This window comes from Curtobacterium sp. VKM Ac-2887 (genome assembly GCF_015350935.1).
In the GTDB taxonomy this organism is placed as follows: Bacteria; Actinomycetota; Actinomycetes; order Actinomycetales; family Microbacteriaceae; genus Curtobacterium.
Genome location: NZ_JADKSB010000007.1, coordinates 14923 through 39304 on the forward strand (window position 1 = coordinate 14923; position 24382 = coordinate 39304).

Annotated in this window: 26 protein-coding genes and 1 pseudogene; 16 read left to right on the forward strand and 11 right to left on the reverse strand. The window is 72.4% G+C overall.

Annotated elements, in window-relative coordinates; all coding sequences use genetic code 11:
• The first annotated feature begins 109 nt into the window (after positions 1 to 109).
• From ITJ69_RS09480 to ITJ69_RS09515, 8 genes are all read left to right on the forward strand, one after another.
• Positions 110 to 649, forward strand: coding sequence for an acyl-CoA thioesterase (locus ITJ69_RS09480; protein ID WP_194672636.1), 540 nt, complete (start codon positions 110 to 112; stop codon positions 647 to 649).
• 59 nt (positions 650 to 708) lie between these two features.
• Positions 709 to 945, forward strand: coding sequence for a hypothetical protein (locus ITJ69_RS09485; RefSeq protein ID WP_194672637.1), 237 nt, complete (start codon positions 709 to 711; stop codon positions 943 to 945).
• Positions 942 to 2480, forward strand: a complete 1539-nt coding sequence (locus ITJ69_RS09490) for an FAD-binding oxidoreductase (RefSeq protein ID WP_194672638.1) — start codon at positions 942 to 944, stop codon at positions 2478 to 2480. The genes ITJ69_RS09485 and ITJ69_RS09490 overlap by 4 nt, the downstream gene beginning before the upstream one ends.
• Before the next feature lie 147 nt (positions 2481 to 2627).
• Positions 2628 to 3260 carry a YdeI/OmpD-associated family protein gene (locus tag ITJ69_RS09495; RefSeq protein WP_194672639.1) on the forward strand — a complete coding sequence of 211 codons (633 nt, stop codon included), beginning with the start codon at positions 2628 to 2630 and terminating at the stop codon, positions 3258 to 3260.
• Between the two features lie 9 nt (positions 3261 to 3269).
• The gene (locus ITJ69_RS09500) at positions 3270 to 4151 is read left to right on the forward strand and encodes an aldo/keto reductase (RefSeq protein WP_159572485.1); all 882 of its coding nucleotides are present in this window, start codon (positions 3270 to 3272) and stop codon (positions 4149 to 4151) included.
• 149 nt (positions 4152 to 4300) lie between these two features.
• A complete protein-coding gene (locus tag ITJ69_RS09505) occupies positions 4301 to 4885 on the forward strand; it encodes a PadR family transcriptional regulator (protein WP_228505324.1) in 585 nt (194 codons plus the stop codon).
• The gene (locus ITJ69_RS09510; protein ID WP_111083605.1) at positions 4882 to 5610 is read left to right on the forward strand and encodes an ABC transporter ATP-binding protein; all 729 of its coding nucleotides are present in this window, start codon (positions 4882 to 4884) and stop codon (positions 5608 to 5610) included. Before ITJ69_RS09505 ends, ITJ69_RS09510 begins: the two co-directional genes overlap by 4 nt.
• Positions 5607 to 8426: an ABC transporter permease gene (locus tag ITJ69_RS09515; RefSeq protein ID WP_194672641.1), complete on the forward strand. Its 2820-nt coding sequence runs from the start codon at positions 5607 to 5609 to the stop codon at positions 8424 to 8426. Before ITJ69_RS09510 ends, ITJ69_RS09515 begins: the two co-directional genes overlap by 4 nt.
• Before the next feature lie 45 nt (positions 8427 to 8471).
• Here the strand turns inward: ITJ69_RS09515 and ITJ69_RS09520 are convergent, their stop codons facing one another.
• Together ITJ69_RS09520 and ITJ69_RS09525 are read right to left on the reverse strand one after the other, a co-directional pair.
• The gene (locus ITJ69_RS09520) at positions 8472 to 8909 is read right to left on the reverse strand and encodes a hypothetical protein (RefSeq protein ID WP_123937064.1); all 438 of its coding nucleotides are present in this window, start codon (positions 8907 to 8909) and stop codon (positions 8472 to 8474) included.
• A gap of 86 nt (positions 8910 to 8995) precedes the next feature.
• A complete protein-coding gene (locus ITJ69_RS09525; RefSeq protein ID WP_194672642.1) occupies positions 8996 to 9319 on the reverse strand; it encodes a DUF952 domain-containing protein in 324 nt (107 codons plus the stop codon).
• A gap of 53 nt (positions 9320 to 9372) precedes the next feature.
• Here ITJ69_RS09525 and ITJ69_RS09530 point away from each other — a divergent pair, with 53 nt between their 5' ends.
• Positions 9373 to 9915: a TetR/AcrR family transcriptional regulator gene (locus ITJ69_RS09530; RefSeq protein ID WP_194672643.1), complete on the forward strand. Its 543-nt coding sequence runs from the start codon at positions 9373 to 9375 to the stop codon at positions 9913 to 9915.
• A gap of 179 nt (positions 9916 to 10094) precedes the next feature.
• On the opposite strand, the gene ITJ69_RS09535 is transcribed toward ITJ69_RS09530, so the two are convergent.
• Both ITJ69_RS09535 and ITJ69_RS09540 read right to left on the reverse strand, forming a co-directional pair.
• A complete protein-coding gene (locus tag ITJ69_RS09535) occupies positions 10095 to 10766 on the reverse strand; it encodes an SDR family NAD(P)-dependent oxidoreductase (RefSeq protein WP_159572491.1) in 672 nt (223 codons plus the stop codon).
• A complete protein-coding gene (locus tag ITJ69_RS09540; RefSeq protein WP_131877835.1) occupies positions 10763 to 11161 on the reverse strand; it encodes a cupin domain-containing protein in 399 nt (132 codons plus the stop codon). Before ITJ69_RS09540 ends, ITJ69_RS09535 begins: the two co-directional genes overlap by 4 nt.
• A 109-nt stretch (positions 11162 to 11270) precedes the next feature.
• Here ITJ69_RS09540 and ITJ69_RS09545 point away from each other — a divergent pair, with 109 nt between their 5' ends.
• Both ITJ69_RS09545 and ITJ69_RS09550 read left to right on the forward strand, forming a co-directional pair.
• Entirely contained in the window at positions 11271 to 12434 is a 1164-nt protein-coding gene (locus ITJ69_RS09545; RefSeq protein WP_235035890.1) for a PQQ-dependent sugar dehydrogenase, read from the forward strand.
• Between the two features lie 63 nt (positions 12435 to 12497).
• Positions 12498 to 13385 (forward strand): helix-turn-helix transcriptional regulator, encoded by an 888-nt coding sequence (locus tag ITJ69_RS09550; RefSeq protein WP_123937069.1) that lies wholly within the window; start codon positions 12498 to 12500, stop codon positions 13383 to 13385.
• Positions 13386 to 13403: 18 nt separating this feature from the next.
• Here ITJ69_RS09550 and ITJ69_RS09555 read toward each other — a convergent pair whose 3' ends face one another.
• The 4 genes from ITJ69_RS09555 to ITJ69_RS09570 are packed head-to-tail and all read right to left on the reverse strand — an operon-like array spanning position 13404 to position 17398.
• Complete coding sequence (locus tag ITJ69_RS09555) at positions 13404 to 14378, reverse strand: S1C family serine protease (RefSeq protein ID WP_131877841.1); 975 nt, start codon at positions 14376 to 14378, stop codon at positions 13404 to 13406.
• 16 nt (positions 14379 to 14394) lie between these two features.
• A complete protein-coding gene (locus ITJ69_RS09560; protein ID WP_194672644.1) occupies positions 14395 to 15390 on the reverse strand; it encodes a VWA domain-containing protein in 996 nt (331 codons plus the stop codon).
• Positions 15387 to 16301 (reverse strand): DUF58 domain-containing protein, encoded by a 915-nt coding sequence (locus ITJ69_RS09565; RefSeq protein ID WP_133938153.1) that lies wholly within the window; start codon positions 16299 to 16301, stop codon positions 15387 to 15389. The genes ITJ69_RS09560 and ITJ69_RS09565 overlap by 4 nt, the downstream gene beginning before the upstream one ends.
• Positions 16298 to 17398 (reverse strand): AAA family ATPase, encoded by a 1101-nt coding sequence (locus ITJ69_RS09570; protein WP_194672645.1) that lies wholly within the window; start codon positions 17396 to 17398, stop codon positions 16298 to 16300. Before ITJ69_RS09570 ends, ITJ69_RS09565 begins: the two co-directional genes overlap by 4 nt.
• Positions 17399 to 17536: 138 nt before the next feature.
• Here ITJ69_RS09570 and ITJ69_RS09575 point away from each other — a divergent pair.
• Together ITJ69_RS09575 and ITJ69_RS09580 are read left to right on the forward strand one after the other, a co-directional pair.
• Positions 17537 to 18226, forward strand: a pseudogene (locus ITJ69_RS09575) (response regulator transcription factor); the annotation flags it as partial.
• 101 nt (positions 18227 to 18327) lie between these two features.
• Positions 18328 to 19593: a HAMP domain-containing sensor histidine kinase gene (locus ITJ69_RS09580; protein ID WP_323743077.1), complete on the forward strand. Its 1266-nt coding sequence runs from the start codon at positions 18328 to 18330 to the stop codon at positions 19591 to 19593.
• A gap of 72 nt (positions 19594 to 19665) precedes the next feature.
• On the opposite strand, the gene ITJ69_RS09585 is transcribed toward ITJ69_RS09580, so the two are convergent.
• Positions 19666 to 20550: an aldo/keto reductase gene (locus ITJ69_RS09585; protein WP_131920877.1), complete on the reverse strand. Its 885-nt coding sequence runs from the start codon at positions 20548 to 20550 to the stop codon at positions 19666 to 19668.
• 86 nt (positions 20551 to 20636) lie between these two features.
• On the opposite strand from ITJ69_RS09585, the gene ITJ69_RS09590 reads away from it, so the two are divergent.
• Positions 20637 to 21509, forward strand: coding sequence for a helix-turn-helix transcriptional regulator (locus ITJ69_RS09590; protein ID WP_165901010.1), 873 nt, complete (start codon positions 20637 to 20639; stop codon positions 21507 to 21509).
• A complete protein-coding gene (locus tag ITJ69_RS09595) occupies positions 21506 to 21709 on the forward strand; it encodes a hypothetical protein (protein ID WP_123671333.1) in 204 nt (67 codons plus the stop codon). Before ITJ69_RS09590 ends, ITJ69_RS09595 begins: the two co-directional genes overlap by 4 nt.
• Positions 21710 to 21785: 76 nt before the next feature.
• On the opposite strand, the gene ITJ69_RS09600 is transcribed toward ITJ69_RS09595, so the two are convergent.
• Positions 21786 to 22526, reverse strand: coding sequence for an SDR family oxidoreductase (locus ITJ69_RS09600; protein ID WP_323743078.1), 741 nt, complete (start codon positions 22524 to 22526; stop codon positions 21786 to 21788).
• Between the two features lie 5 nt (positions 22527 to 22531).
• Entirely contained in the window at positions 22532 to 23548 is a 1017-nt protein-coding gene (locus tag ITJ69_RS09605) for an aldo/keto reductase (RefSeq protein WP_123292981.1), read from the reverse strand.
• Positions 23549 to 23671: 123 nt separating this feature from the next.
• Here ITJ69_RS09605 and ITJ69_RS09610 point away from each other — a divergent pair, with 123 nt between their 5' ends.
• Positions 23672 to 24370 (forward strand): carboxymuconolactone decarboxylase family protein, encoded by a 699-nt coding sequence (locus ITJ69_RS09610; RefSeq protein ID WP_194672647.1) that lies wholly within the window; start codon positions 23672 to 23674, stop codon positions 24368 to 24370.
• Positions 24371 to 24382: the final 12 nt, after the last annotated feature.

Here is a 24382-nt window from a genome sequence, read left to right on the forward strand (position 1 = left end):
AGCACCGCTCGGAGGAAGGCACTGCCTGTGCCGGTCAGACACGGGCACCGTTCGTGTGGATCCTCCAAGGTCCACGCGGGGCAGCGCGGCCTTCTGGTGTGATCGGGGCGTGAACCTGTACTTCCGGCTGTTCCTGTTGCGCCTGCGTGTCCGGCTCCGCCCGACGACGGGTGGACGGCGGCCGTCGCTCTGGGACGAGGCACGCACACCGTTCCGCGTGACCCTGACCGACCTGGACCCGCTGCGGCACGTCAACAACGGGAAGTACCTGTCGATGCTCGACCTCGGGCGGCTCGACCTGATGCTGCGGTCGGGGTTCTGGAGCGCGATCGCGGAGCGCGGCTGGTACCCGGTCGTCTCGGCGCAGACCATCACGTACAAGCGGTCCCTGACGCTCGGGCAGCGGTTCGAGCTCGTGACCCGGGTGCTCGGCGTCGACGACCGGGCCGTGTACCTGGAGCAGACGTTCGTCCGTCGCGGAGCCGTCGTCGCCCGTGCCGTCGTGCAGGCGCGGTTCCTGCGACGCTCCGGCGGGACGGTCCCGATGACGGACCTGCTCGACGCCGTGGGCGGAGCACCGGCTGACCGCGAACTGCCCGAGTGGGTGCACGGGTGGGCGGGCGCCGTTCGGATCAGCAGCGCGGCGTAGTCACGGCGGCGGTACGCTCGGGGGACGGGGTGGACGCCCCGGGACGGAAGGGGAACGTCATGGTCGTCGTGTGGATCGTCATCGGAGTGGTCGTGGCCATCGCCGCGCTGCTCACCGTGCTCGAGGTGCAGAACCGCCGTCGTGCGAAGCGCCTCGCCCACCTCGAACCGGTCGACCCGACACTCGGCGCCCGCTCCCTCGCCGACGCCGAAGCGGCGCACTCGATGACCGAGGGCCTCGCGAAGTCTGCACACCCCGGCATCACCGGTGCCAGCGGGGGACTCGCCGGCTCGTGAGCCGCACGTCGACCCGGCGCGCCCTGCTCGCCGGGGGCGTCGGACTCGGGCTCGCCGGGGTCCTGGCAGCGTGCAGCCGGCCGGGTCCCGCTCCGTCGGGTTCGCCGAGACCGACCGCCAGCAGCTCGCCCGAGCCGACGAGCACGCCGACACCCGGTGGCCCCGACTCGTGGGACGCCCTCGCCGCCGCCGTCTCCGGCACGGTGCTCCGGTCCGGGTCGAACGGGTGGGACAGCGCGCGCGTGCTCGAGAACCCGCGCTTCGACGACGCCGACCCGCAGGGCATCCTGCGCGTCGCCGGGGTCGCGGACGTGCAGGCCGGTCTCGCGTTCGCGCGGAACACCCGCACCCCCGTCGCACTGCGAGCGGGCGGGCACTCGTACACGGGCTGGTCCGCCGGCGGCGCACCCGGGACCGACGTCCCGCGGTCGCTCGTGATCAGCACGCAGGACCTCGACGACATCGAACTGCACGACGACGACACCGTCACGATCGGCCCGGGTGCGCAGCTCGGTGACGTCTACGCCGCGCTCGCGAAGGCCGGACGGGCGATCGGCGCCGGCTCCTGTCCGACCGTCGGCATCGGCGGGCTCACCCTCGGCGGTGGGGTCGGCGTGCTCGTCCGCTCGTTCGGGCTGACCTGCGACCAGCTCACCGGCGTGACGCTCGTCACTCCGGACGGCGCCGTGCACGAGGTCTCGACGTCCAGCGAACCGGACCTGTTCTGGGCCTGCCGCGGTGGGGGCGGTGGAACCGTCGGCGTCGTGACCGCACTGACGTACCGGACGCAGGCCGCGCCTCCCGTCCTGCTCTTCACAATCACGTTCGCGTGGTCGGCCGCCGCTGCCGTGGTGCGCGCCTGGCAGGACTGGGCGCCCACCGCCGACCCGAAGCTGTGGTCGACGCTCAAGCTGCTGAACGGCAGTCGGCACACCGCGCCGACGGTCACCGTGACCGGCGTGTGGACCGGATCGAAGACCGGCGCCGACACCTCCGTCGACGGTTTCATCGCCGCCACCGGTGCGAAGCCCCTCGCCCACACCGGGCAGGTGCTCACCTACGGCGCCGCGATGTCCGCGCTGGCGGGGAAGCCGCAGCGGGTGTCCGAGGCAGCGACGTCGTCGATCGGATCGGTGAAGCTCACCGACGCGCAGATCGACGTGCTCGTCGCCCGGGCGGCCGCGGCGGGCGACGTCGACGGCAACCTCGAGGGCGGGGTCGCGCTCGACGCCCTCGGCGGCGTCGTGGCGGACATCGGCCGGACCGACTCGGCGTTCCCGTGGCGATCCGCGCTCATGACCGTGCAGTACACGGCGGTCTTCGCCGACGGCGCGGACCCTGCACCGTTCGACGCGTACGTGCGGGGGTTCCGACGGGCCATGCGGCCGGCGTGGGGCGACGCGGCGTACGCGAACTACTGCGACGCGGCGATCACGGACCCGTCGGCGTACTTCGGGGACAACACCTCGCGCCTGCACCGCATCGCCGAACAGGCCGATCCGACGGGCGTGCTCGACCAGCCGAACTGGGTCTGACGCCGCACGAGTCTCGGCCCGACGCACGCGAGTCTCGGTGTGGGCGACAGTTCTCGTGGCGCGCACCGCGCGGACTGTCGCCCACGCCGAGACTCGGGCAGGAGCCGGGGCCGGCCGGCCGGGCCGGGGCCGTCCTACGATGACCGCATGGACATCGTCGACCTGGTGCTGCCGGACGTCGGCGCGTGGCGCGCGTGGCTCGACGCGCACGAGGGCGACGCCGACGGGGTGTGGCTCGTGCTCGCGAAGAAGGGCGTCACCGAGCCGACGACCCTGACCTACGACACCGCCCTCGACGAGGCACTGTGCTCCGGGTGGATCGACGGGCAGCGGCGTGGGCGGGACGACACGACCTACCGCCAGCGGTTCACCCCGCGGCGGAAGGCCTCACTCTGGTCGCAGCGCAACCTCGGACTCGTCGCGACGCTCATCGCCGACGGCCGGATGCGCGAGCGCGGGCAGGCCGAGATCGACCGGGCGAAGGGCGACGGCCGGTGGGACCGCGCGTACGCCGGGCCGGCGACCGCCACCGTCCCCGAGGACCTGCAGGCCGCGCTCGACGCGTCACCCCCGGCCGCCGCCCTGTTCGCCGAGCTCGACGGCACGAACCGGTACGCCGTGCTGCACCGGATCACGACCGCGCCGAGTGCGACCTCGCGGACGAACCGGCTGACGAAGCTCGTCGCAGGGCTGGAACGGGGCGAGACGCCGCACCCGCGTCCGGACCGGTCGGAGCGGCGGGGGACACCGACTCAGGGACCGGCAACGCCTCCGGCGTAGACCGGGGACATGACCACTGGCACCGACACCACGAACCGTCCGGCCGCCGCCTCCGGCACCTTCCGCATCGGCGGCGACCTCGAGGTCCACCGCCTCGGCTACGGCACCATGCAGCTCACCGGCCCCGGCGTCTGGGGACCCCCGAAGGACCACGACGAGGCCGTCCGCGTGCTGCAGCGCGCCGTCGAGCTCGGCGTGGACTTCTTCGACACCGCCGACTCGTACGGCCCCTACGTCGCAGAGGAGCTCCTGCACGAGGCGCTCCACCCCTACGGCGACGACGTCGTCATCGCGACGAAGGCCGGACTCACCCGGACCGGCCCGAACGAGTGGCCGCCGGTCGGCCGTCCGGAGTACCTGCGTCAGGAGGCCGAGATGAGCCTCCGCCGTCTGGGCCTCGAGCGCATCGACCTGTTCCAGCTGCACCGCATCGACCCGAAGGTCCCGCTCGAGGACCAGGTCGGCGAGCTGAAGAAGCTGCAGGACGAGGGCAAGATCCGGCACATCGGCCTGTCCGAGGTGTCGGTCGACGACGTCAAGGCTGCCCAGGAGATCGCGACGATCGTCTCCGTGCAGAACCTGTACAACCTGCAGAAGCGCGACGCCGAGGAGCTCCTCGACTGGTCGACCGAGCAGGGCATCGCCTTCATCCCGTGGTTCCCGCTCGCGACCGGCGGGCTGACCGGCGAGGACTCCCCGCTCACCGAGATCGCGTCGCGGAAGAGTGCGTCCCCGGCGCAGCTCGCCCTCGCGTGGCTGCTCAAGCGCTCGCCCGTGGTGCTCCCGATCCCGGGTACCTCAAGCGTCTCGCACCTGGAGGACAACCTGCAGGGCGCGACCATCGAGCTGACCGACGACGAGTTCGAGGAGTTGTCGAAGCTGGGTTCCTGACCCCGGGGTCGCGGACGCGACCGAAACGGCGGACTGGAGGCCCGTGGCGACACCGCCACGGGCCTCCAGTCCGTCTTCTGGTTGCGCATGCATACGCGGTATGGGCATACTCGGTATGTCCATGGTGGACGAGAGACGGGGGAAGTGTCATGAGCGTACGGATGGGCGTACTCGCGCTGCTGGTGGGGGGACCCGGGTACGGGTACCAGCTCCGGGGGGAGTTCGAGCACCGCACCGGCGGGAGCTGGCCGCTGAACATCGGCCAGGTCTACACGACGCTCGACCGCCTGGAACGCGACGGCCTCGTGGCCCGCGGCGACACCGACGACGACGGCCACGTCGTCTACACGGTGACCGACGCGGGTCGCGGGGAAGTGGCGCGCTGGTTCAGCGAGCCGGTGCCCGCCAAGCGCGGGCGTGACGAGCTCGCGATCAAGTTCGCCCTGGCCGTGACGGTGCCCGGCGTCGACGTCGCGCGCCTGGTGCAGGTGCAGCGCGGTGCCGCGATCCGGAACCTGCAGGACCTGACCCGGCTCAAGCGCACGACCGATCCCGCGACGGACCTGGCGTGGTCGCTCGTGCTCGAGTCGATGGTGTTCCAGGCCGAGGCCGAGGTGCGGTGGCTCGACCACGTGGAGTCGACCGTGGCGCGGTACCGGCCGGAGGAGCACCCGGCGGCCGACGCTGGCTCCTCGTCCCCGACCGCCGCCGACACCGCGCGGAGTGCACGGTGAGCGCCGCACCGCTCCTGCAGCTCGACGCCGTCAGCGTGCACTACGGCTCCGGCGCGAAGGCCGTCACGGCGCTGGCCGGCATCGACCTGGCCGTCCAGCGCGGCGAGATGGTCGCCGTCATGGGGACCTCGGGTTCCGGCAAGTCGACGCTGCTCGCCTGCGCCGGCACCCTGCTGCCGCCGACGAGCGGCGAAGTGCTGATCGACGGCGAGTTCGTGTCCGACCGGCCCGCCAAGGAACTCGCGGCCCTCCGCCGTCGCCTCATCGGGTTCGTGTTCCAGGACTTCAACCTGATCCCCTCGCTCACCGCGGTCGAGAACGTGGCGCTGCCGCTCGAGCTCGACGGCTGGAAGGCCTCGCAGGCCCGCCGCGCCGCGGAGCTGGCACTCGACAACGTCGAACTCGCACACCGCGCCGACGCCTACCCGGACGACCTGTCGGGCGGCCAGCAGCAGCGCGTCGCGATCGCCCGGGGCGTGGTCGGCGAACGTCGGCTCGTGCTGGCGGACGAACCGACCGGCGCCCTCGACTCGCAGACCGGTGAGGTCGTGCTCCGCATGCTCCGGCGTCACGTCGATGCCGGAGCCGGAGCGCTGCTCGTCACCCACGACGCCCGGCACGCTGCCTGGGCGGACCGGATCGTCTTCCTGCGCGACGGTCGCGTGGTCGACGAGACCGTGTACTCGGGCGTCGAGCTCGCCCTGTCGGACCGGACCGCGTCGTGAGCCGGCGTCGGCGTCCCGGTACCGGCCGGACGCCGTTCGCACTCCGACCGGCGCTCCGTCTGGGGCGTCGGCTGGCCTTCGCGAAGGCCGGTCGGGCGGCGCTGATCATCGCGCTCATCGGCATCCCCACCGCCGGGTTCGCCGCGGTGGCGGTCGTCGTGCAGTCGACGCAGCCCACCACCGCGGAGTCGCTGGACTACGACCTCGGCAAGGCAGCGGCGCAGATGCGGGTCTCCGGCCCGGACCTGCCCGGCATGCGGCAGGACCCGGTGCAGTGGCAGTTCACCGACGCGAAGCGGAACAGCCCGGTCACGGAGGCCGACGAGGACCCGCCGTTCGCGAACGTGCTCGCCCACGTGCCGGACGGTGCGCTGTCGATCCCGGTCGGCGGCACGCCCGTCGTGGTGCAGGGCCCCAGGGGACCTGTCGGCCTGGCCGCGGTGGAGGGCAGCGTCTGGGACCCGTCGCTCGACGGCCACTGGCGCGTCCTCGACGGGTCGGCGCCGACCGCGCGCAACCAACTCATGGTCACGCCGGCGACGCTCGACCGGCTCGACGCCCACATCGGTGACACCGTCGACATCACCGATCCCGTCACGAAGCGGTTCACGATCACCGGGACGATGCGCGACCTCGGCTCGGCGCCCAGCGAGCAGGGCGTGTTCCTGCCGTGGGGGACGACCCTGTCGACGACCGAGACCACTGACGACGCGGGTCTGACCGACGTCACCGTCTACCTGCCGTCGGACGCGCCGAGCTGGTCGGAGATCCGGCAGCTCAACGCGCACGGCATCGTCGTGCAGTCCCGCCCGGTCGTGCTCGATCCGCCGGATGCCCGCTTGCCCGGCGGCCAGATGAGCTCGTCACTCGGCTGGTACCTCGGCGCGATGGCACTGCTCGGGGTCTTCGCGATGTTCGAGGTCGCGCTGCTCGCCGGGGCCGCGTTCCTGGTCGGCACCCGGGCGGACACCCGTTCGTACGCGATCGTCACGAGCGTCGGCGGGGACAAGCGGTTCGTCCGGACGATCGTCGCCGGGTCCGGCCTCGTGCTCGGGTCCATCGGCGCCGTCCTCGGCGTCGCGGTGGGCACCGGGATCGGCGTCGCGGTGTTCCGCCTGATCGACAACGGCGACGTCGTGTCGTTCCCCGGCTTGCACGTGCCACCGCTCCTGCTGCTCGTGGTCGCGGCCGCCGGCGTCCTGGCCGGGCTGGTCTCCGCACTCGTCGCCGCTCGGGCCGCCACCCGCATCAACGTGCTCGCGGCGCTGCGGGGTTCACTCCGACCCGCGCCCGTCGACCGTCCTGCTCGTCGTCGGCGACGCATCTGGGGGCCGGTGCTCATCATCGCGGGTGCCGTGATGACGCTGGCCTGCGGCGCCGGGGTGCTCATGCTCAACGACCGCCGGGTGCAGGACGACCACTGGGCCTGGGTTGCCGGTGCCGGGGTCGCGCTCGGGCCGTGCCTGATGCAGCTCGGCATCGCGATCTGCTCGCCGTGGCTCCTGGCCCTGGTGTCCCGGATGTCCGCACGCCTGGGCCTGTCGGCTCGGTTGGCCGCCCGCGATGCCCGGCGCAACCCGGTCCGGACGGTGCCGGTGCTCGCCAGTGTGATGAGCGTCGTGTTCGTCGCGTCGGTCGTGATCACGTGGAGCGCGTCGAGCCACGCGCAGTACGTCCGCGGGTACGAGTACACGACGGCGGTCGGGGTCGCGACGTCCGAGGTGCAGCTGTCCAGCGAGGACGGTGCCGCCAGCGGGCACGACGCGGCGTTGACCGCCCACGCGGCGAAGGTCGTCGCGCGGGTGCTCGACCACGACCGGATCCGGGTGCTCGGCGTGGCCGAGGGCTGGGCGGGCGACACCCCGTCGTCCGTGACGATGCCGCACCGGTGGACGGACTTCGACTGCGACGGCTACGACTCCACGTCCTGCTCGTACTACCTCGACACCGCTGACGCGACCGTCCCGCACATCTGGACGGGCACCGTCGACGACTACGCGGTGCTCACCGGACACCGACCTACTGCTGCCGTGCGGGATGCACTCGAGGGCGGCAAGGCGGTGTCACTGTGGCCGGAGTACGCCCACGACGGTGCGGTCCGCATCGACACCTTCCACGACCGCACGTGGGAGAGCCCGACGATCACGACGACGACGAAACCGGACGCCAGCGTGTCGATCCCGGCCGTGCTCGACGTGCAGTCGCCGCGGATCCAGGTCGGCGTCTTCATGACGAAGGCGACCGCGGCGCAGTACGGGGTCCGCGCCGTCGACGGCATGCTCGTCACGACGCTGCCCGGGGACATCGCGCCCGAGCAGTGGGACGAACTGAGTTCCGCCTGGCAGAGCTTCGGCGGCGCGGACCGCGCTCGGTGGGACGGCCCGCAGTTCGCCTACGAGGCCGGCCCGGTGGACAACGGCGCGCTGATCCGGGCGATCGTGCTCGCGCTCGCTGCGGCGGTGACGATCGGTGCGACGGCGGTGGCCATCGGGCTCGCGCGGTCCGACGGGCGCCGAGACGACGAGGTGCTCGACGCGATCGGTGCCGCACCACGACTGCGGCGTCGGGTGTCGACCTGGCAGGCGGCGATCCTGGCCTCGGTGGGCGCGGTGATCGGCACCCTGCTGGGGCTGCTGCCGATGCGGGCACTCACCCTGCGGTTCACGGAGCCAGCGGTCGGGTCGAACCACATGCCGTTCGTGCCGGACTGGTCGATGCTGGCCCTGCTCGGAATCGGGTTGCCGCTCCTGGTGACGGCCGGGGCATGGCTCACCGCGCACGGCCGACGCCGGGTGGCGGTGCGGCGGGCGCACTGAGGTACGGGGCGGCGCTGCACGTGGCGCCGTCCCGGTGCAGCCTGGTCAGGCGCCGGGCTGCACCACCATGAGCACGGCGACGACGACCCACACCAGGTTGAACAGGCCGACCAGGGCCGCGAGCTTCCGCGGCGAGCGCTCGGTCCCGTTCCCGCGCAGGACCTCGCGCTGCTCCGGCAGGACCCCGAGCGCGAGGATCCCCGCAGCCACCGCGGTCAGACCGATCGAAACGAGCAGCCATGCCTCGTCGAGTGCCCCGACCTCGAACGCCAGGGCCATGCCGAAGGTCGGGACGGCGAGCGAGATGATCGAGTACACGTGGCAGATCCGGTGCAGGACCCTGGCGACCGCTCGGGCCCCCTGGTCGCCCGGATCGACGACGAGCGCGCGGGCCGGCTTCGGGAACATGCTCCCGGCGACCGCGACGGGCCCGAGGGTGAGCAGCGCCGCCACGACGTGCACGGTGAGGAGGACGCTGGACATCGCTTCCAGCCTAGGGCGCGGTACTTCGTGAGCAGGAATGGTCGGGTGGCCGTCGGCGGACTCGACCATTTCTGCTCACGAAGTGGTCACACGTTCGGGATGGGCACCTCGGCCAGCACGACCTCGTCGTCCATCGGGATCGGACCGCGCACCCGGGGGACCCCGTCGACCCACTCGACCGGCACCCCCGCAGCTGCGAGCCCCTCGACGCTCAGGTCGATCCGGAGCAGGGGCAGCGCGAGGTCGCCGTACCGCTCGGTGACGACCTCGGACACCCGGTCGGGCGTGGTGGCACGGACGTACCCGCCGGGCTCGAGCGGCACACCACGGGTGGACACCTCGTACTCGCCGAACCCGCGGCTCATCTCCCAGTCGTCGGCGATCGCCACGTGACAGACCACATCGGTCATGGACCCTCCTCGGTAATGAAACGGGAGCGTATCATTACCGTTAGGATGGGTCCGTGAACAAGCTTGGACGTCCGACCGCCGACGAGCGGATCGCCCGTGACGAGCGGATCCTCGACGTCGCGACCGAGCTGTTCCTGGAGCACGGGTTCGCGGGAGTCGCACTCGACCGCGTCGCCGCAGAGGCGGGGGTCACGAAGCGCACGCTCTACACGGCGTTCGGCGACAAGCCGGCGATCCTCCGAGCGGTCGTCCGGCGGCAGCACCCGTACGCCGCCCAGCCCACCGGGGACCTCGTGTCCACGGCCACAGCGATCGGCAGCGCGTTGCTCTCGGACCGTGCGGTCGCCCTGCACCGACTCGTCATCGCCGAGTCGACGCGGTCACCCGAGCTCGCCCGCGAGTTCCACGAGGCCGGACCGCTCGCCGCGCAGCAGGCCCTGGTCCGCGCCGGAGCCACTCCGGAGACCGCCGCCGAACTCTTCACCCTGCTGCTGGGAGAGCTCCACCGCGAGCGCCTGCTCGGCCTGGCTCCGGCCCCGACGGCGGCCGCGGTCGCCGCACGCGCCGCGCGTGCCGTCGCGGTGCTCTCGACGTGACCCCAGTGGCGGACGGGAGGCCCGTGGCGGCGTCGCCACGGGCCTCCCGTCCGCCACTCCGGACATCCGCCACATGGTGAGCAGAAATGGTCGGGTGGCCGTCGCGGACCCGACCATTCCTGCTCACGAAGCGGCGAGCGACGCGGCGCGAGCGGCGAGCGACGCGGCGCGAACCGCGCTCAAGCGGGGTCGGGCAGCGCCTCCGCGTACGTGCGGAACTCGCCGCGCTCCGAGTGGATGGCCCACAGACGATCCGCGATGGACTCGCCGGAGTGCTCCGGCTGCCCGTCGTCGATGCCGAACGGGATGATGAGCTGACCGACGTGGACCTGCTCGTCGCGCACGGCGTCGTGCAGGAGCTGGGCGTAGGCGCTCTCGGCAGCGAAGGCGACCGAGGTGCCGGTGACCCGGGCACCGGGACGCACCGCACTGCCGCCGTTCACGTACAGGATCGTGCCGTGGCCGATCGCGCGCATGCCGGGCAGCACCTGGCGGACCGCGTTGACCGAGCCGTAGACCGAGAACTCGATCGGGCCGACCAGGTCGTCGGCGGTGGTCTCGAGCACCGGACGCATGTACTCCTTGGCGGGGAGCGGGCTGTACTGCAGCACCTCGATGGGGCCGAGCTGCTCGGTCGCACGCTCGAGGGCGCTGCGGAGCGAATCGCCGTCACGGACGTTCGCGGCGAACCCGGCGGCCGTGATGCCCTGCTCGCGCAGCGACGCGGCGAGGCCGTCCAGGCGGTCCTGGTTGCGGGAGACGAGGGCGATCGAGAAGCCCTCGCGGCCGAAGCGCTCGGCGACGGCGAGACCGAGGCCCTTGCCGGCCCCGATGATGGCGATGGTGGTCATGCGGAGTACTCCTCGTCGGTGACGTGCTCGAGCCAGGTGGTGGTGGTCGCCGGGTCGTCGGCGAGGTCGAGCATCGCGAGGTGCTCCATGTAGTCCGTCGGGGTCGCACCGTGCCAGTGCTCCTCACCCGCAGGCGTGTAGACGGTCTGGCCCGGCTGGACCTCGACCACGCCGCCGTCGCGGGTGCCCATGCGCGCGACACCCTCGGTGACGTGCAGGGTCTGGCCGTTGGCGTGCGAGTGCCAGGCGGTGCGGGCGCCGGGCAGGAACCGGACCTTCGCGACGGTCATCGACTGGCCGGCTTCCTTCGGGCTGGCGATGGCGTCGAGGTACACGTCGCCGGTGAACTGCGCGGCCGGGTTCTTGACGGTCGGCTGCTTCGGTTGGATCTCCATGGCCCCGACGGTAGGCCGATGTGCGCACCGGAGGGAGGTGCCGGCCGTACCCCTCAGCCGTTTCCCGAACACGACATGTGTGATCGACGCACGATCCGGGAGGACCACCGTGGACAGCAGCGAACACCCGACCCAGCAGCCGAGCCCGACCCGCACCCGACGCGGCTGGTCCGCTGCGGGCATCGCCGCCGTGGCCGCCCTCGCCCTGAGCGGCTGCGCCGATGCCGCACCGGACGACGACCGCGGCTCGTCGGCGAGCGCCCGCGCCACCGCCCCCGCCGACCTGCCCACCGGGCAGGTCGCGCTCGACGGCGACACCAGCGACGTGGTCACCGGACTCGAGGCACCGTGGTCGGTCGTCCGCACCGGCGACGACGGCGACGCCCTGGTCAGCGAACGCGACTCCGCGAAGGTCCTCGAGCTGCAGGACGACGGCACGACGCGCGAGGTCGGCACCGTCGACGGCGTCAGCCACGGCGGCGAGGGCGGCCTGCTCGGGCTGGCCCTGCACGACGACGACCTGTTCGTGTACTCGACGGCCGACGACGGCAACCGGATCCAGCGGTTCGAACTGACGGGCAGCGCCGGGTCGTGGGCGCTCGGTGACGCCACGACGATCATCGACGGGCTGCCGTCGAACACGTTCCACGACGGCGGCCGCATCGCGTTCGGCCCCGACGACATGCTCTACGCCAGCGTCGGGGACGCCGGCACGAGCAGTGACGCGCAGGACGAGGACTCGCTCGCGGGCAAGATCCTGCGGCTCACCCCGGACGGCGACGTACCGGACGACAACCCGTTCGACGGGTCACCCGTCTGGAGCCTCGGGCACCGCAACGTGCAGGGGTTGGGATGGTCATCGGACGGCACGATGTTCGCGTCGGAGTTCGGCGAGAACACCCTCGACGAGCTGAACGTGATCGAGGCGGGCGAGAACTACGGCTGGCCCGAGGTCGAGGGTGAGGGCGGCGAGGACCAGGGCTTCGTCGACCCGGTGCAGCAGTGGTCGACGGACGAGGCGTCCCCGAGCGGCCTGACGGTCGTCGACGACACCGTGTTCGTGGCCAACCTGCGCGGCGAGGTGCTCCGGGCGATCCCGGCGGACGACCCGGGGACGTCGACCGAGTACTTCCCGGGCGACTTCGGCCGGATCCGAACCGTGCTCGAGGGGCCGGCGGACACCCTCTGGTTCGTCACGAACAACACCGACGGCCGTGGTGACCCCGCAGCGGGGGACGATCGCATCGTCTCGGTCCCGCTCACGCGGTCGTGACGACCCCACAGGGGTTCCGGCAGCCCCTCGCTCGCACGCTGTCCAGCCGGTTACCGTGACGGCATGAACCACCGCGACGAAGCCCGCGACTTCCTGTCCAGCCGTCGCGCCCGCATCACCCCCGAGCAAGCCGGGGTGGAGACGTTCGGCACCCGCCGTCGGGTCACCGGGCTCCGGCGCGAAGAGGTCGCACGGCTGGCCGGCGTCAGCATCGACTACTACACGCGGCTGGAGCGGGGGAACCTGCAGGGCGTCTCGGACAGCGTGCTCGAGGCCGTCGCCGGTGCACTGCAGCTCGACGCCGCCGAGCTCGAGCACCTGCGCGACCTGTCCCGGCACCAGAACGCGACACCGCGGCGCGCGGGCAAGGTGGTGCCGGTGGCCGCAGTCCGCCCGGAGCTGCAGTACCTGCTCGACGTCATCACCGATGCGCCGGCGATGATCATCAACAACCGGCAGGACATCGTCGCCGCGAACGCGCTCGGCTACGCGATGCACTCCGACCTGGTGGCGGCACCGGCCCGGCCGATGAACTTCTCGCGCTTCATCTTCCTCGACCCGCAGGCCCGGAACTTCTACCAGGACTGGCAGCGGGCGGCGCACACGAACGTCGCGATCCTGCGGCGCGAGGCCGGCCGTACACCGAACGACCGCGACCTCGCAGCACTCATCGGCGAGCTGTCGATGCGGAGCGACGACTTCCGCGCCCTGTGGGCGGCGCACGACGTCCGCCGCCACTACGCCGGCGTGAAATCCTTCCGGCACGCTGTCGTCGGTCCGCTCGAGCTGCACTTCCAGACGCTCGAACTCGCCGAGGACCCCGGGCTCGCGCTCACGATCTACCCGGCGACCCCGGGCAGCCCGACCGCCGATGCGCTCCGCCTGCTCGCATCGTGGGCGGCGACGGAGCAGATCGCGGAACGTGCGCGCAGCGCGGTCAGCCCCGGATGAGCGGTGCCCCGCGGAGCGTCAGCCCCGGATGATGTCGTCCGCGATCCGTGCGGCGTCGTCGATGGGCACCGCGAAGCCGATGCCGATGTTGCCGGAGGAGTAGCCGAGTGTCGCGATCGACGTGTTCACCCCCACGACGCGGCCGTCGAGCCCGACGAGCGGCCCGCCGGAGTTGCCGGGGTTGATCGACGCGTCGGTCTGCACGAGCGGCTGCGCCGATCGCTGCGAGGTCCGTTCGAGGGCGCTGATGATGCCCGAGGTGACGGTGCCGTTCAGGCCGAGCGGGGACCCGACCGCGATGACGGACTCGCCGATCCGCAGGTCGGCGCTGCGTCCGAGGTCGGCTGCGGGCACGGTCAGGCCGGTCGCCTCGATGACCGCGATGTCGCTGTCCTCGTCGCTGCCGACGACCCGGCCGTCGGTGCTGGTGCCGTCGGGCAGTACGAGCCGGACGGCCGACGATCCGTCGACGACGTGGTGGTTCGTCATGACGTGTCCGGCGTCGTCGATGACGAAGCCGGAGCCGCTCCCGCCGGTCGTGCGGACCTGCACGACGCTCTGCAGCATCCGCTGGGCGGCGTCCTCGGCGTCGGTCGCAGTACCGCCGGACGAGCCGGACGTCCCCGACGAGCCGGACGTACCGGACTGCTGCCGACCGGCCACCGGGGCGCTGACCGGGGAGTCCGGGGTGACGAGCAGGGCGCCGGTGACCCCCGCGGTGCCGCCGAGGACGAGCGCGGCGACGAGGACGGTCGCGGTCCGGCCGCCGCCCCGCCGCTCGCGGCGCGGTGCCGGCTCGTCGAACTCGGACCGGCGGGTGGCCGGGTCCGGTGGGGGGCCCTGGACGGGCGTGGGGACGGACGGGAGGCCCGTTGCGAGCTGGTCCCGGGCCTCCCGTCCGCCGTCTGGTCGCGCAGATCGCTCGGGCGGTGCGCCGGTGGACCAGTGCTGTGGACCTGCGGGCCGGCCGATGCCGGGAGGGGTGTCACTCATGGTCGTGTCCTCGTGTTCAGACGATGCGGGCGAACCAGCGGAGGGAGAGCGCGCCGGCGGTGAGGGCGAGGAGCATGCCGAGCAGGGCGAGCCACGGCGTGATCTCGACGGGTTCCTCGTGCCAACCGATCGACGAGCCGATGTCCTGGTAGACCTCGCGGAGTTCGTCGGTGCTGGACGCCCGGTAGAACCGTCCGTCGGTCTCGTCCGCGAGCTGGCGGAGGGAGGTCTCGTCGACGGGGACGGCCTGCTGCGTCCCCCAGAGGTTCGCGACCCCGGAATCGGTGCCGTAGGCGATGGTGGAGACGGGCATGCCGGCTTCGCGAGCTGCTTCGGCGGCCGCGGCGGGTTCGCGCCCGGTGGTGTTCGCGCCGTCGGAGAGCAGCACGAGTCGCGCCGGGATGCGCTCCGGTTCCCCGGACCCGCCGGGGGTCGGGGACGGCGACGCCGAGCCGGTGGCACCCTCGTCACTGAGGCGGTCGACCTCGCCGACCGCCTCGAAGACGGCCTCGCCGATCGCCGTCCCACCGCCGCCGTCGTCCATGCCGGCGATGGCCTCCCGGACCGCTTCGTGGTCGCGGGTGGCCGGAGCCAGGACGTCCGCGCCGCCGGCGAAGGCGATCGCCCCGACGTTGAACGTCTCCGGCATCTCGGCGACGAAGGACTCGGCGGCGGACTTGGCGGCCTCGAGCCGGTTCGGGTCGACGTCGTCGGCCTGCATCGAGCCGGACGTGTCGATCGCGACGATGACCGTGGCACGCTCGTCCGGCACCCGGACGTCGATCTCGGGGCGCGCACCGGCGAAGCCGAGGGCGGTCAGGCCGACTAGGACGAGCGCCGCGGGCAGGTGCCGACGCCACCGGGGCTGCTTCGGGACGAGCTTGTCGAGCATCGGCAGGGTCGCGAAGCGCACGGCGTACCGCCGGCGTCGGCGCTGGACGAGCAGGTACGCGACGGCGAGCGCCGCCACCGGCACCAGGGCGAGCAGGAACCAGGGTGTGAGGAAGGTCATCGGGTCCTCCGTGCCGATCGGGCGGGCGTGCGGTGCCGGCGGTGGATGAAGCGGGTGAGTTCGCGGCCGAGGTCATCGTCGGTGCGCAGGACCAGGTGGTCGGCCCCGGCGGCGCGGACGGCGGTGGCGGTGGCCGCGCGGTGGGCGGCTGCTCCGGCGGCGTAAGCGGTGCGGAGTGCCCGGTCCGAGGTGGCGACGACGCGCTGGGCGCCGGACTCCGGGTCGACGAAGACGACGTCGCCGACGTCGGGCAGGTCGAGTTCGCGGGGGTCGAGCACCTCGACGACGATGACCTCGTGGCGTGCCGACAGCCGACGCAGGGCGGGCTCCCACGGCAGCCGCGCGCTGTCGGTCGCCGGCTGGTCGAGCAGGTCACTGATGACGACCCGCAGACCGCGGCGGGGCGCCTGGGCGGCGAACACGCGGAGCGCTGCGGACAGGTCGGTCGTCGGGACGCCGTCGCGGGGGCCTGGATCGGCACGGAGCACGCGGCGGGCGGTGGTGCGACCGGCGCGCGGAGGGGTCCAGCGGATCCCCTCGGTGCCGACGACGCCGAGTCCCACCCGGTCACCCGCGCCGGTGGTGAGCAGGCCGATCGCCGCCGCCGTCCAGGTGGCGACGTCGGCCTTCTCACGGTCGGTGGTGCCGAAGGCCATGCTCGGCGAACGGTCGACCAGCACCCACGTCTCGAGCGCGTGCTCAGCGCGGGTGAGCCAGACGTACGGTTCGCCGGCGCGAGCCGTGGCGTTCCAGTCGATCCGGCGGACGTCGTGCCCGGGCTGGTAGCGCACGAGTTCCTCGGGGTCGCTGCCCGTGCCGAGGGACAGGCCCTGGTGGTCGCCGTGCACCGTGCCGTCGACGCGGCGCCGGACGGTGAGCTCGAGGCGGCGGAGCCGTGCGTCGTCGCTCACGGGGTCGCCTCGTACGGGGTGGAAGCGGCCGCGGCGGGGGACTGCGCAGCTGGGGGGTACTGCGTGTCACCGCCCGCCGCGACCGCGCTCGGGTCCTCGGACGACGCGATCCGAGGCTGCGGGACGGCCGCGAGCACGGCCTCCACAGCGGTCCTGGGGTCGACGCCGTCGGCGACGGCGTCGAAGGTGAGCACGAGGCGGTGCGCGAGCACGTCGGAGGCGACGTCCGCGATGTCACCGGGCAGCACGTAGTCGCGGCCCCGGAGGAGCGCGAGCGCACGGGCCGCGGCGACCAGGCCGAGCGACCCGCGGGCACTGACGCCGTACTCGAGCACTCCGTCGAGGGTGTGCACGCCGTACCGGTGCGGGTGGCGGGTCGCCATCACGAGCTGCACGGCGTACATGGCGACCGCGTGGTGCACGAAGACCTGCTCGGCTTCGGCCTGCAGCCGGACGATGTCGGGCACCGTCAGGATCTGCTGCGCGCGTGGCCGGTCGGCGCTCATCCGCTGCACGATGGTCAGCTCCCCGAGCTCGTCGGCATGGTCGACGTCGACCTTGAGCAGGAAGCGGTCGCGCTGCGCTTCGGGGAGCGCGTACACGCCGTCGTTCTCGATCGGGTTCTGGGTGGCGAGCACGATGAAGGGGTCGGGGAGCCGGTGGGTCTGCCCACCGATCGAGACCTGCTGCTCGGCCATCGCCTCGAGCAGCGCCGACTGCACCTTGGCGGGAGCGCGGTTGATCTCGTCCGCGAGCACGAGGTTGGCGAACACCGGTCCGGGTTCGACGTCGAAGGTCTCGGTGGACGGCCGCCAGACCCGCGTGCCGACGATGTCGGACGGCATCAGGTCGGGGGTGAACTGCAGGCGGACGAAGTCCCCGCCGACGACGGTGGCCAGGGTGCGCACCGCGAGGGTCTTCGCGACGCCGGGGACGCCCTCGAGCAGCACGTGGCCCCGGGCGAGCAGCCCGATCATCATCCGTTCGACCATGGCGTCCTGGCCGACGACCACGTGCTTGACCTCGAACAGTGCGCGTTCGAGGACGGCTGACGCGGACGGCGTCGTGAACGGGTCGGCGTGGGCGGCTTCGGTCATGGTGTCCTCCTGTCGTTCGGGTGCGTCCCACTCCAGTCGCCAGGGGCGAAAACGACGGGAAGCCGGATCGAAACCGGACCGAAAAGGGGGAACGGACAGTACCTGTCAGTCGCCCAGCCGCCCTGGTTACCGTGAGGCATGCGCGTGCTGATGGTGGAGGACGAAGCCGGTCTGGTGACCGCGTTGCGCGTCGCCCTGCAGCGTGAGGGGTACGCGGTCGACGCCGCCGGCACGCTCGGGGACGCCCGCGCGAAGCTCGCCGTCACGCACTACGACATCGTCCTGCTCGACGTGAACCTGCCGGACGGGGACGGCTTCGAGCTCGCCGGCGAGCTCCGGTCGACCGGCGAACCCGGTGGGTCCGGTGGGTCCGGTGGCCCCGGCCCACGGATCCTCATGCTCACCGCCCGCGGCCAGCTGCGCGATCGGGTCCGCGGGCTCGACCTCGGTGCCGACGACTACCTTGTGAAACCGTTCGCGCTCGTCGAGCTCACCGCCCGGATGCGCGCACTCACCCGGCGCTCGGGCGAGGCCGCGTCCTCCGTGCTCGTCGACGGCCCGATCGTCGTCGACACCGCGCGGCAGCTCGCGCGCCGTGGCGACCGCGAACTCGCGCTGACCCTGAAGGAGTTCGGGGTGCTCCGGTACCTGCTCGGCCGTGTCGGCTACGTGGTGTCGGCAGAGGAACTGCTCGAGCACGTGTGGGACGAGAACGCCGACCCGTTCACGCAGACCGTCCGGGTCACGGTGGGCACGCTCCGCCGGAAGCTCAGCGTCGCGGACGAAGAGCCGGCGATCGAGACCGTCGTCGGCCGCGGGTACCGGCTCCGGGAACTCACCGAGGACGGCACCGGGGACTCGTCGACGCTCGGAGCGCCAGCCGCGCCGGTACGGGCGGTCGGCGCTGCCGGCGCTGCCGGCGCTGCGTCGTGAGCGCGCTCGACCGCGCCAGGCGCGAGGTCGGCCACCGCCGGTTCCTCCGCCTGCCGGCCTGGGCACGCACGATCCGGATGCGCCTGACCCTGACGTACAGCGCCGTCCTGTTCGGGATCACCGCACTCGCCCTCGCCGCCGTCTACGTCGCCCTGTCGAGCACGGTCAGCGCCGAGCCCCTCAACCCCGTCACGGTGAAGAAGTTCTACAAGGCCGCCGACGGCACGATCGTCTACAAGCCCGGCGAGCAGTTCCAGGTCGCCGACCTCGAGACGGTGCAGCGCGCCGTCAACTACACGTCCCTGCAGTCGCTGCAGCAGTACTCGATCATCGCCCTCGTCGTGATGTTCGTCCTGAGCCTGGCGATCGGCTGGTGGGTCGCCGGCCGCGCGCTCCGCCCCGTCGGTGCGATCACCCGGGCGACGCAGGAGATCACCGCGACCGACCTGTCACGCCGCATCGACGCGTCAGGACCTCCCGACGAGCTGCACACCCTCGCCGACACCATCGACGGGATGCTCGACCGGCTCGACCGCGCGTTCCGGGCCGAACGGATGCTCGTCGAGGACGTCTCCCACGAACTGCGGAACCCCGTCGCCGTCGTGCAGTCGAACGTCGAGGCCGTCCTCGCCGACGACGCCGCCACCCCGGCCGAACGGCAGGCGTCAGCCGACGTCGTGCTGCAGTCCACCCGGCGGATGAGCCGCCTGCTCGAGGACCTGCTCGCGACCGCCCGCACCCGGTCCGAGGCCTTCACCGACCGCGACGTCGACGTCGCGCGGCTGGCCGCGTCCGCTGCTGCGGAGTACGGGATCCTGGCGAGCCGCCGCGACCTCACGATCCGCGAGCGGATCCACGGTGGCCCGGTGGTGTTCGCCGATCCCGACGCCCTGTCGCGCGCACTCGGCAACCTGCTCTCGAACGCCGTCCGGCTCGCACCCGTCGGCTCCACCGTGACGATCGGCGTCGGGAGCGTCCGTGGGTGGGCGTGGCTCGCGGTGCGTGACGAGGGCCCCGGCATCGCCGACGATGCCCGGCCACGGGTGTTCGACCGCTTCTACCGGGAGTCCTCGGACGCCTCCACCGGCAGCGGCCTCGGGCTGTCGATCGCGCGCCAGATCGTGGAGAGCCACGAGGGCCGCCTCCGCCTCGAGAGTCGCGGCTCCGACGGGTCGACCTTCGTCATCTGGTTGCCGGAGCGCGCCGTGCCGGGCGCCCCGACGAGGACGGACGAGCCGCCGGACGGCGACCCGCTCGCCTGAGAGCCGACCCCGTGACGGCCAGGAGGCCCGTGGCGGCGCCGCCACGGGCCTCCTGGCCGTCTCCTGGTCGCGTCAGGCCTCCGGGATCACCCGCTCGAAGCGGCTCGTGTCCGCACCGTCGGGGTCCGGGCCGTTCCGGCGGCCCGTGTCGAGCGCGTCCAGGGCCCTGAGGTCGTCGTCGGACAGCACGAAGTCGAAGACGTCGAAGTTCTCCGCGATCCGTCCGGGGTTCGTCGACTTCGGGATCGCGTTCCGCCCCTGCTGCACGTGCCAGCGGAGCATCACCTGAGCCGGCGTCTTGCCGTGCGTCTGGGCGATGGTCCGGATCGTCGGGTCGTCCATCACGCTGACCCGCTCGTCACCCCAGCCCGGGTAGAAGGTGATCCCGCCGATGGGGGACCACGCCTGGTCGAGGACCCCGTGCTCCGCGTCGGCGCGCTGCACGTCCGGCTGCGTGAAGTACGGGTGCAGCTCGACCTGGTTGAGCGCCGGGATGACGTCGGTCGCGTCGAGCAGCGACTGCAGGTGGTGCGGCATGAAGTTGCTCACGCCGATCGCTCCGACCCGACCGTCGGCGTACAGCGTCTCGAGCGCCTTGTACGCCTGCACCGTCCGTTCGAAGCGGTCCGGCGCGGGCTGGTGCAGGATCAGCACGTCGACGCGGTCGAACCCGAGCTTGCCGGTGGCCTTCTCGAACGCGTGCAGGGTCTCGTCGTAGCCGTAGTCGGAGACCCAGATCTTCGTCTCGACCACGATCTCGTCGCGGTCGACGCCGGAGGCGCGGATGCCCTCGCCGACCTCGCGTTCGTTGCCGTACGCGGCGGCGGTGTCGATGTGGCGGTACCCGGTCTCCAGTGCCGTGCGGACCGCGTCCACGGTCTCGTCGGGTGCGCTCTGGAACACGCCGAAGCCGATCGCGGGGATCTCGAGTCCGTTGTTGAGGGTGAGTGTGTCCATGCCCACGACGCTAGGCCGGTGCCCCTGACCCTGACGGGTACCAGCAACCCCTTCTTCCCCGCCCGGCACCGTCCTACCGTGGACGCATGGACACCAAGAGCGAAGTGCGCGACTTCCTCCGCACCCGCCGCGAGCGCGTCACGCCGCAGCAGGTCGGCCTGCCCGACTTCGGTGGCGCCCGACGGGTCAAGGGTCTCCGCCGCGAGGAGCTCGCGCTCGTCGCCGGCATGAGCGTCGACTACTACATCCGCCTCGAGCGCGGGAACCTCACCGGCGTCTCGGAGAGCGTGCTCGAGTCGCTGTCGCGTGCGTTGCGCCTCGACGACGCCGAGCACGCGCACCTGTTCGACCTGGCCCGCGTGCAGAACGCCTCGGCGACCACGCGGCGGAAGCCCCCGACGTCGAAGGTCCGACCGAACGTGCAGCGCATGCTCGACGGCATGACCATGCCCGCGTGGGTGCGGAACGGCCGCTCCGACTTCCTGGCCGGCAACGCCCTGGCACGTGCGCTCTACTCGCCGCTCTTCCTCGACCCCGCCGGCACCCCGAACACCGCCCGCTTCGCGTTCCTCGACCCGCGCGGTCAGGAGTTCTGGCGCGACTGGGACGTCGTCGCGAGCGACATGGTGGCCGTGCTCCGTGCCGAGGCCGCCCGGTCGCCGTACGACAAGGGACTGACCGACCTGATCGGCGAGCTCTCCACCCGCAGCGAGGAGTTCCGGCAGCGCTGGGCCGCGCACGGCGTCATGCGGCACCTGAACGGCTCGAAGCGCGTGCACCACCCCGAGGTCGGCGACCTCGACCTGACGTACGAGACGATGGAGCTCGCGACCGACACCGGTCTGACGCTCATCGCCTACGGCACCGAGCCGGGCTCACCGTCCGAGGAACGCCTGCAGCTGCTCGCGAACCTCGTCGCCACGACGGCCGCAGCCGTCCCGGAACCGGAGGACGCATGAGCGAGACCGAGTCCGTCCCGACGACCGCAGCCGCCGCGCCGCTCGGGTTCCTCGGCCGGTTGCGGTTCCGCTGGCGCGCGGAGCAGGAGATCCACGACCTGACCCGCGACCGTGCGCTCGAGGAGCGCGTGCGTGCCGAGGCCGCCGTGCGGCTCGCGCCCGGCCCGTGGCACCTCGGCGAGCTGTTCCGACGTCGTTGACGCATCGACAGGGCGGACGGGAGGCCCGTGGCGATGCCGCCACGGGCCTCCCGTCCACCACTCGGTCGCGTCTCGGTCAGCCGCGTGCGTCCGCAAGGTCCTGACGGACTGCCGCGGGTTCCGCGTCGAGCGGCTGGTTCTCCTGGTCGCGGACCCCGTCGACACCCGTGTCCGGGTCGAGCGCCGCGAACACCGGCCCGAGGTCGGCCTGCTCCGGACCGCGCTCGGCGACGAGTTCGAGCGTCCGGCCGACAGCGGTCTCCGTGGTCAGGGCGTCGACCAGGACCCGCGCGATCTGCCGCCGGGCGATCACCCCGTCCGCAGGGCTGCCCGCGTGACGGGTGTCACCCTGCAGGAACGTGACCTCGAGCTGGTCCGTGCCGTTCATGTCGAACCACGACGGCCGGACGATCGTGTACGCGTTGCCGGAGGCGCGGACGAGTCGTTCACCACGGCGCTTCCAGTCGTGCGTCGTACCGCGTCGCGTGACGCCGATGCTCGTCATCAGCGCGATGCGCACCGGGCGACCGTCGAGCGCGGTCAGGACGTTCCGGACCGCGCCGTAGTCGACCGCCTCGGCGTCGTCGCTGCCGTAGGCCGCACCGTGGGTGAACACCACGGCGTCGATGCCAGCCACCGCGTCGCGGAGCGAGTCCGCGCGGGTGAGGTCGCCGACGACGACCTCGGCGGCCGGGTCGAGCCGACCGGCCCGCGACCCATCACGCACGAGGGCACGGGTGGTGTGCCCCTGGCGCACCGACTCCGCGACGACGAGGCGACCGACGCTGCCGGTCGCCCCGACGACGAGGACCGTCACGCCGCTCACCGGCGACGTGCGGCGGGTACCAGGGTGTGCTGCCCGTAGCTGTTGTCGTCGGGGTTGATCGTCACGCCCGGTGCGACGAGCTCGTCGATGCGGTCCAGGACCTCGTCGCTGAGCACGCGGTCGGCGGCAGGGAGCTGCGACTCGAGCTGCTCCATGGTTCGCGGGCCGATGATCGCGCTCGTGACGCCGGGGTGCCGGATCACCCACGCCAGCGACATCTCGATGAGGGACATGTCCTGCGACTCGGCCAGGAGTGCGAGTTCCTCGACGATGTCGAGCTTCCGCTGGTTCGCGGGCGTCGACATGTCGAACCGGGCCGCGGGGCGGTGCTTCGCCGTCGGGGTCCCGGGAGCGTCCTTGCGCCAGCGGCCACTGAGCCAGCCGCCGCCGAGCGGGCTGTAGACGAGGGTGCCCATGCCGTAGCGCTGCGTGGTCGGCAGGACGTCCTCCTCGATGCCACGCACCAGGATCGAGTACGGCGGCTGCTCGGTGCGGAAGCGCTCCAGGCCACGGCGCTCCGAGGTCCACTGGGCCTCGACGATCTCGGCGCCCGAGTACGACGACGATCCGATGTTCCGGACCTTGCCCTGGCGGACCAGGTCGGTCAGGGCGCCCAGGGTCTCCTCGACGTCCGTCGTCGGGGACGGACGGTGCACCTGGTACAGGTCGATGTGGTCGGTGCCGAGGCGGCGCAGGGAGTTCTCGACCTCCTGCATGATCCAGCGGCGCGAGCCCCCGGAGCGGTTCGGGCCCTCACCCATCGGCATGAAGAACTTGGTGGCGAGCACGACGTCGTCACGGCGGTCCTTGATGGCCTTGCCGACGATCTCCTCGGAGACGCCGTCCGAGTAGGCGTCGGCGGTGTCGACGAAGTTGATGCCCGCGTCGAGGGCACGGTGGATGATCCGGATCGAGTCGTCGACGTCGGCGTTCGCCCACGGGCCGAACATCATGGTGCCCAGAGCGAGCGGGCTCACCTCGACGCCGGTGCGTCCGAGCTGGCGGTACTCCATGGTTTCCTCTCCGTGCCCGCGGGTCTCGCCGGGCACGGCTGCCACGCTAGGCCGGTCACCCACGGTGAAAGGGGGGAGGCCCTTACCTCCCTCGGTCGGCGGGGCGGTCGTAGCGTCGGGGACATGACGTTCGCCGAGACCGACCCCGAGTTCGCCCAGTACCACGCCGACTTCGTGGACGAGACGCTGCAGCACGCGTCGCTCAGCGGCCACGACCGCGCGGTCGTGCAGCTCGGCGCGATGATCGCCGCCGGCGCGCAGACCGCCTTCCGACAGCTGCTCGGCACCGCGCTCGACGAGTCATTGACCCCGGTCGAGGCGAAGGAGATCGGCTACCAGGCCGTCGCCTACGTCGGGTCCGCGCGCGCCTCGGACTTCCTCACGATCACCAACGACGTGCTGATCGCGCGCGGTGTCGAGCTCCCGCTGCCGGGCCAGTCGACGACCACCCCCGACGACCGACTCGAACGGGGCCGTGCGGTCCAGAGCGCCGTCGTCGGCGCCGGACGTGTCGACGCGATGTACGAGAACGCGGCCGACGACACCGTGCACTTCCAGCGGTTCCTGTCCGGCAACTGCTTCGGCGACACCGTCGGACGGGACGGGCTCGACCTGCCGACGCGTGAGCTGCTGACGTTCGCGGTCCTCGTCGCGCTCGGTGGTGCGGACGCGCAGGTCACGGGACACGTCGCGGGCAACCTGCACGTCGGGAACACCCGGCAGCAGCTGCTCGACGTGCTCACCGTCCTGGTGCCGGTGATCGGCTACCCGCGGACGCTCAACGGGCTCGCCGCCGTGAACGAGGGTGCGCCCGCCGCTTGAGGTCGCGGCCGG

Bases quoted from the DNA above. Each gene is read 5' to 3' on its own strand.
- ITJ69_RS09485 (WP_194672637.1), top strand. From the start codon at position 709: ATGGTCGTCGTGTGGATCGTCATCGGAGTGGTCGTGGCCATCGCCGCG.
- ITJ69_RS09495 (WP_194672639.1), top strand. From the start codon at position 2,628: ATGGACATCGTCGACCTGGTGCTGCCGGACGTCGGCGCGTGGCGCGCG.
- ITJ69_RS09500 (WP_159572485.1), top strand. From the start codon at position 3,270: ATGACCACTGGCACCGACACCACGAACCGTCCGGCCGCCGCCTCCGGC.
- ITJ69_RS09505 (WP_228505324.1), top strand. From the start codon at position 4,301: ATGAGCGTACGGATGGGCGTACTCGCGCTGCTGGTGGGGGGACCCGGG.
- ITJ69_RS09520 (WP_123937064.1), bottom strand. From the start codon at position 8,909: ATGTCCAGCGTCCTCCTCACCGTGCACGTCGTGGCGGCGCTGCTCACC.
- ITJ69_RS09525 (WP_194672642.1), bottom strand. From the start codon at position 9,319: ATGACCGATGTGGTCTGTCACGTGGCGATCGCCGACGACTGGGAGATG.
- ITJ69_RS09535 (WP_159572491.1), bottom strand. From the start codon at position 10,766: ATGACCACCATCGCCATCATCGGGGCCGGCAAGGGCCTCGGTCTCGCC.
- ITJ69_RS09540 (WP_131877835.1), bottom strand. From the start codon at position 11,161: ATGGAGATCCAACCGAAGCAGCCGACCGTCAAGAACCCGGCCGCGCAG.
- ITJ69_RS09550 (WP_123937069.1), top strand. From the start codon at position 12,498: ATGAACCACCGCGACGAAGCCCGCGACTTCCTGTCCAGCCGTCGCGCC.
- ITJ69_RS09555 (WP_131877841.1), bottom strand. From the start codon at position 14,378: ATGAGTGACACCCCTCCCGGCATCGGCCGGCCCGCAGGTCCACAGCAC.
- ITJ69_RS09560 (WP_194672644.1), bottom strand. From the start codon at position 15,390: ATGACCTTCCTCACACCCTGGTTCCTGCTCGCCCTGGTGCCGGTGGCG.
- ITJ69_RS09570 (WP_194672645.1), bottom strand. From the start codon at position 17,398: ATGACCGAAGCCGCCCACGCCGACCCGTTCACGACGCCGTCCGCGTCA.
- ITJ69_RS09585 (WP_131920877.1), bottom strand. From the start codon at position 20,550: ATGGACACACTCACCCTCAACAACGGACTCGAGATCCCCGCGATCGGC.
- ITJ69_RS09590 (WP_165901010.1), top strand. From the start codon at position 20,637: ATGGACACCAAGAGCGAAGTGCGCGACTTCCTCCGCACCCGCCGCGAG.
- ITJ69_RS09595 (WP_123671333.1), top strand. From the start codon at position 21,506: ATGAGCGAGACCGAGTCCGTCCCGACGACCGCAGCCGCCGCGCCGCTC.
- ITJ69_RS09605 (WP_123292981.1), bottom strand. From the start codon at position 23,548: ATGGAGTACCGCCAGCTCGGACGCACCGGCGTCGAGGTGAGCCCGCTC.
- ITJ69_RS09610 (WP_194672647.1), top strand. From the start codon at position 23,672: ATGACGTTCGCCGAGACCGACCCCGAGTTCGCCCAGTACCACGCCGAC.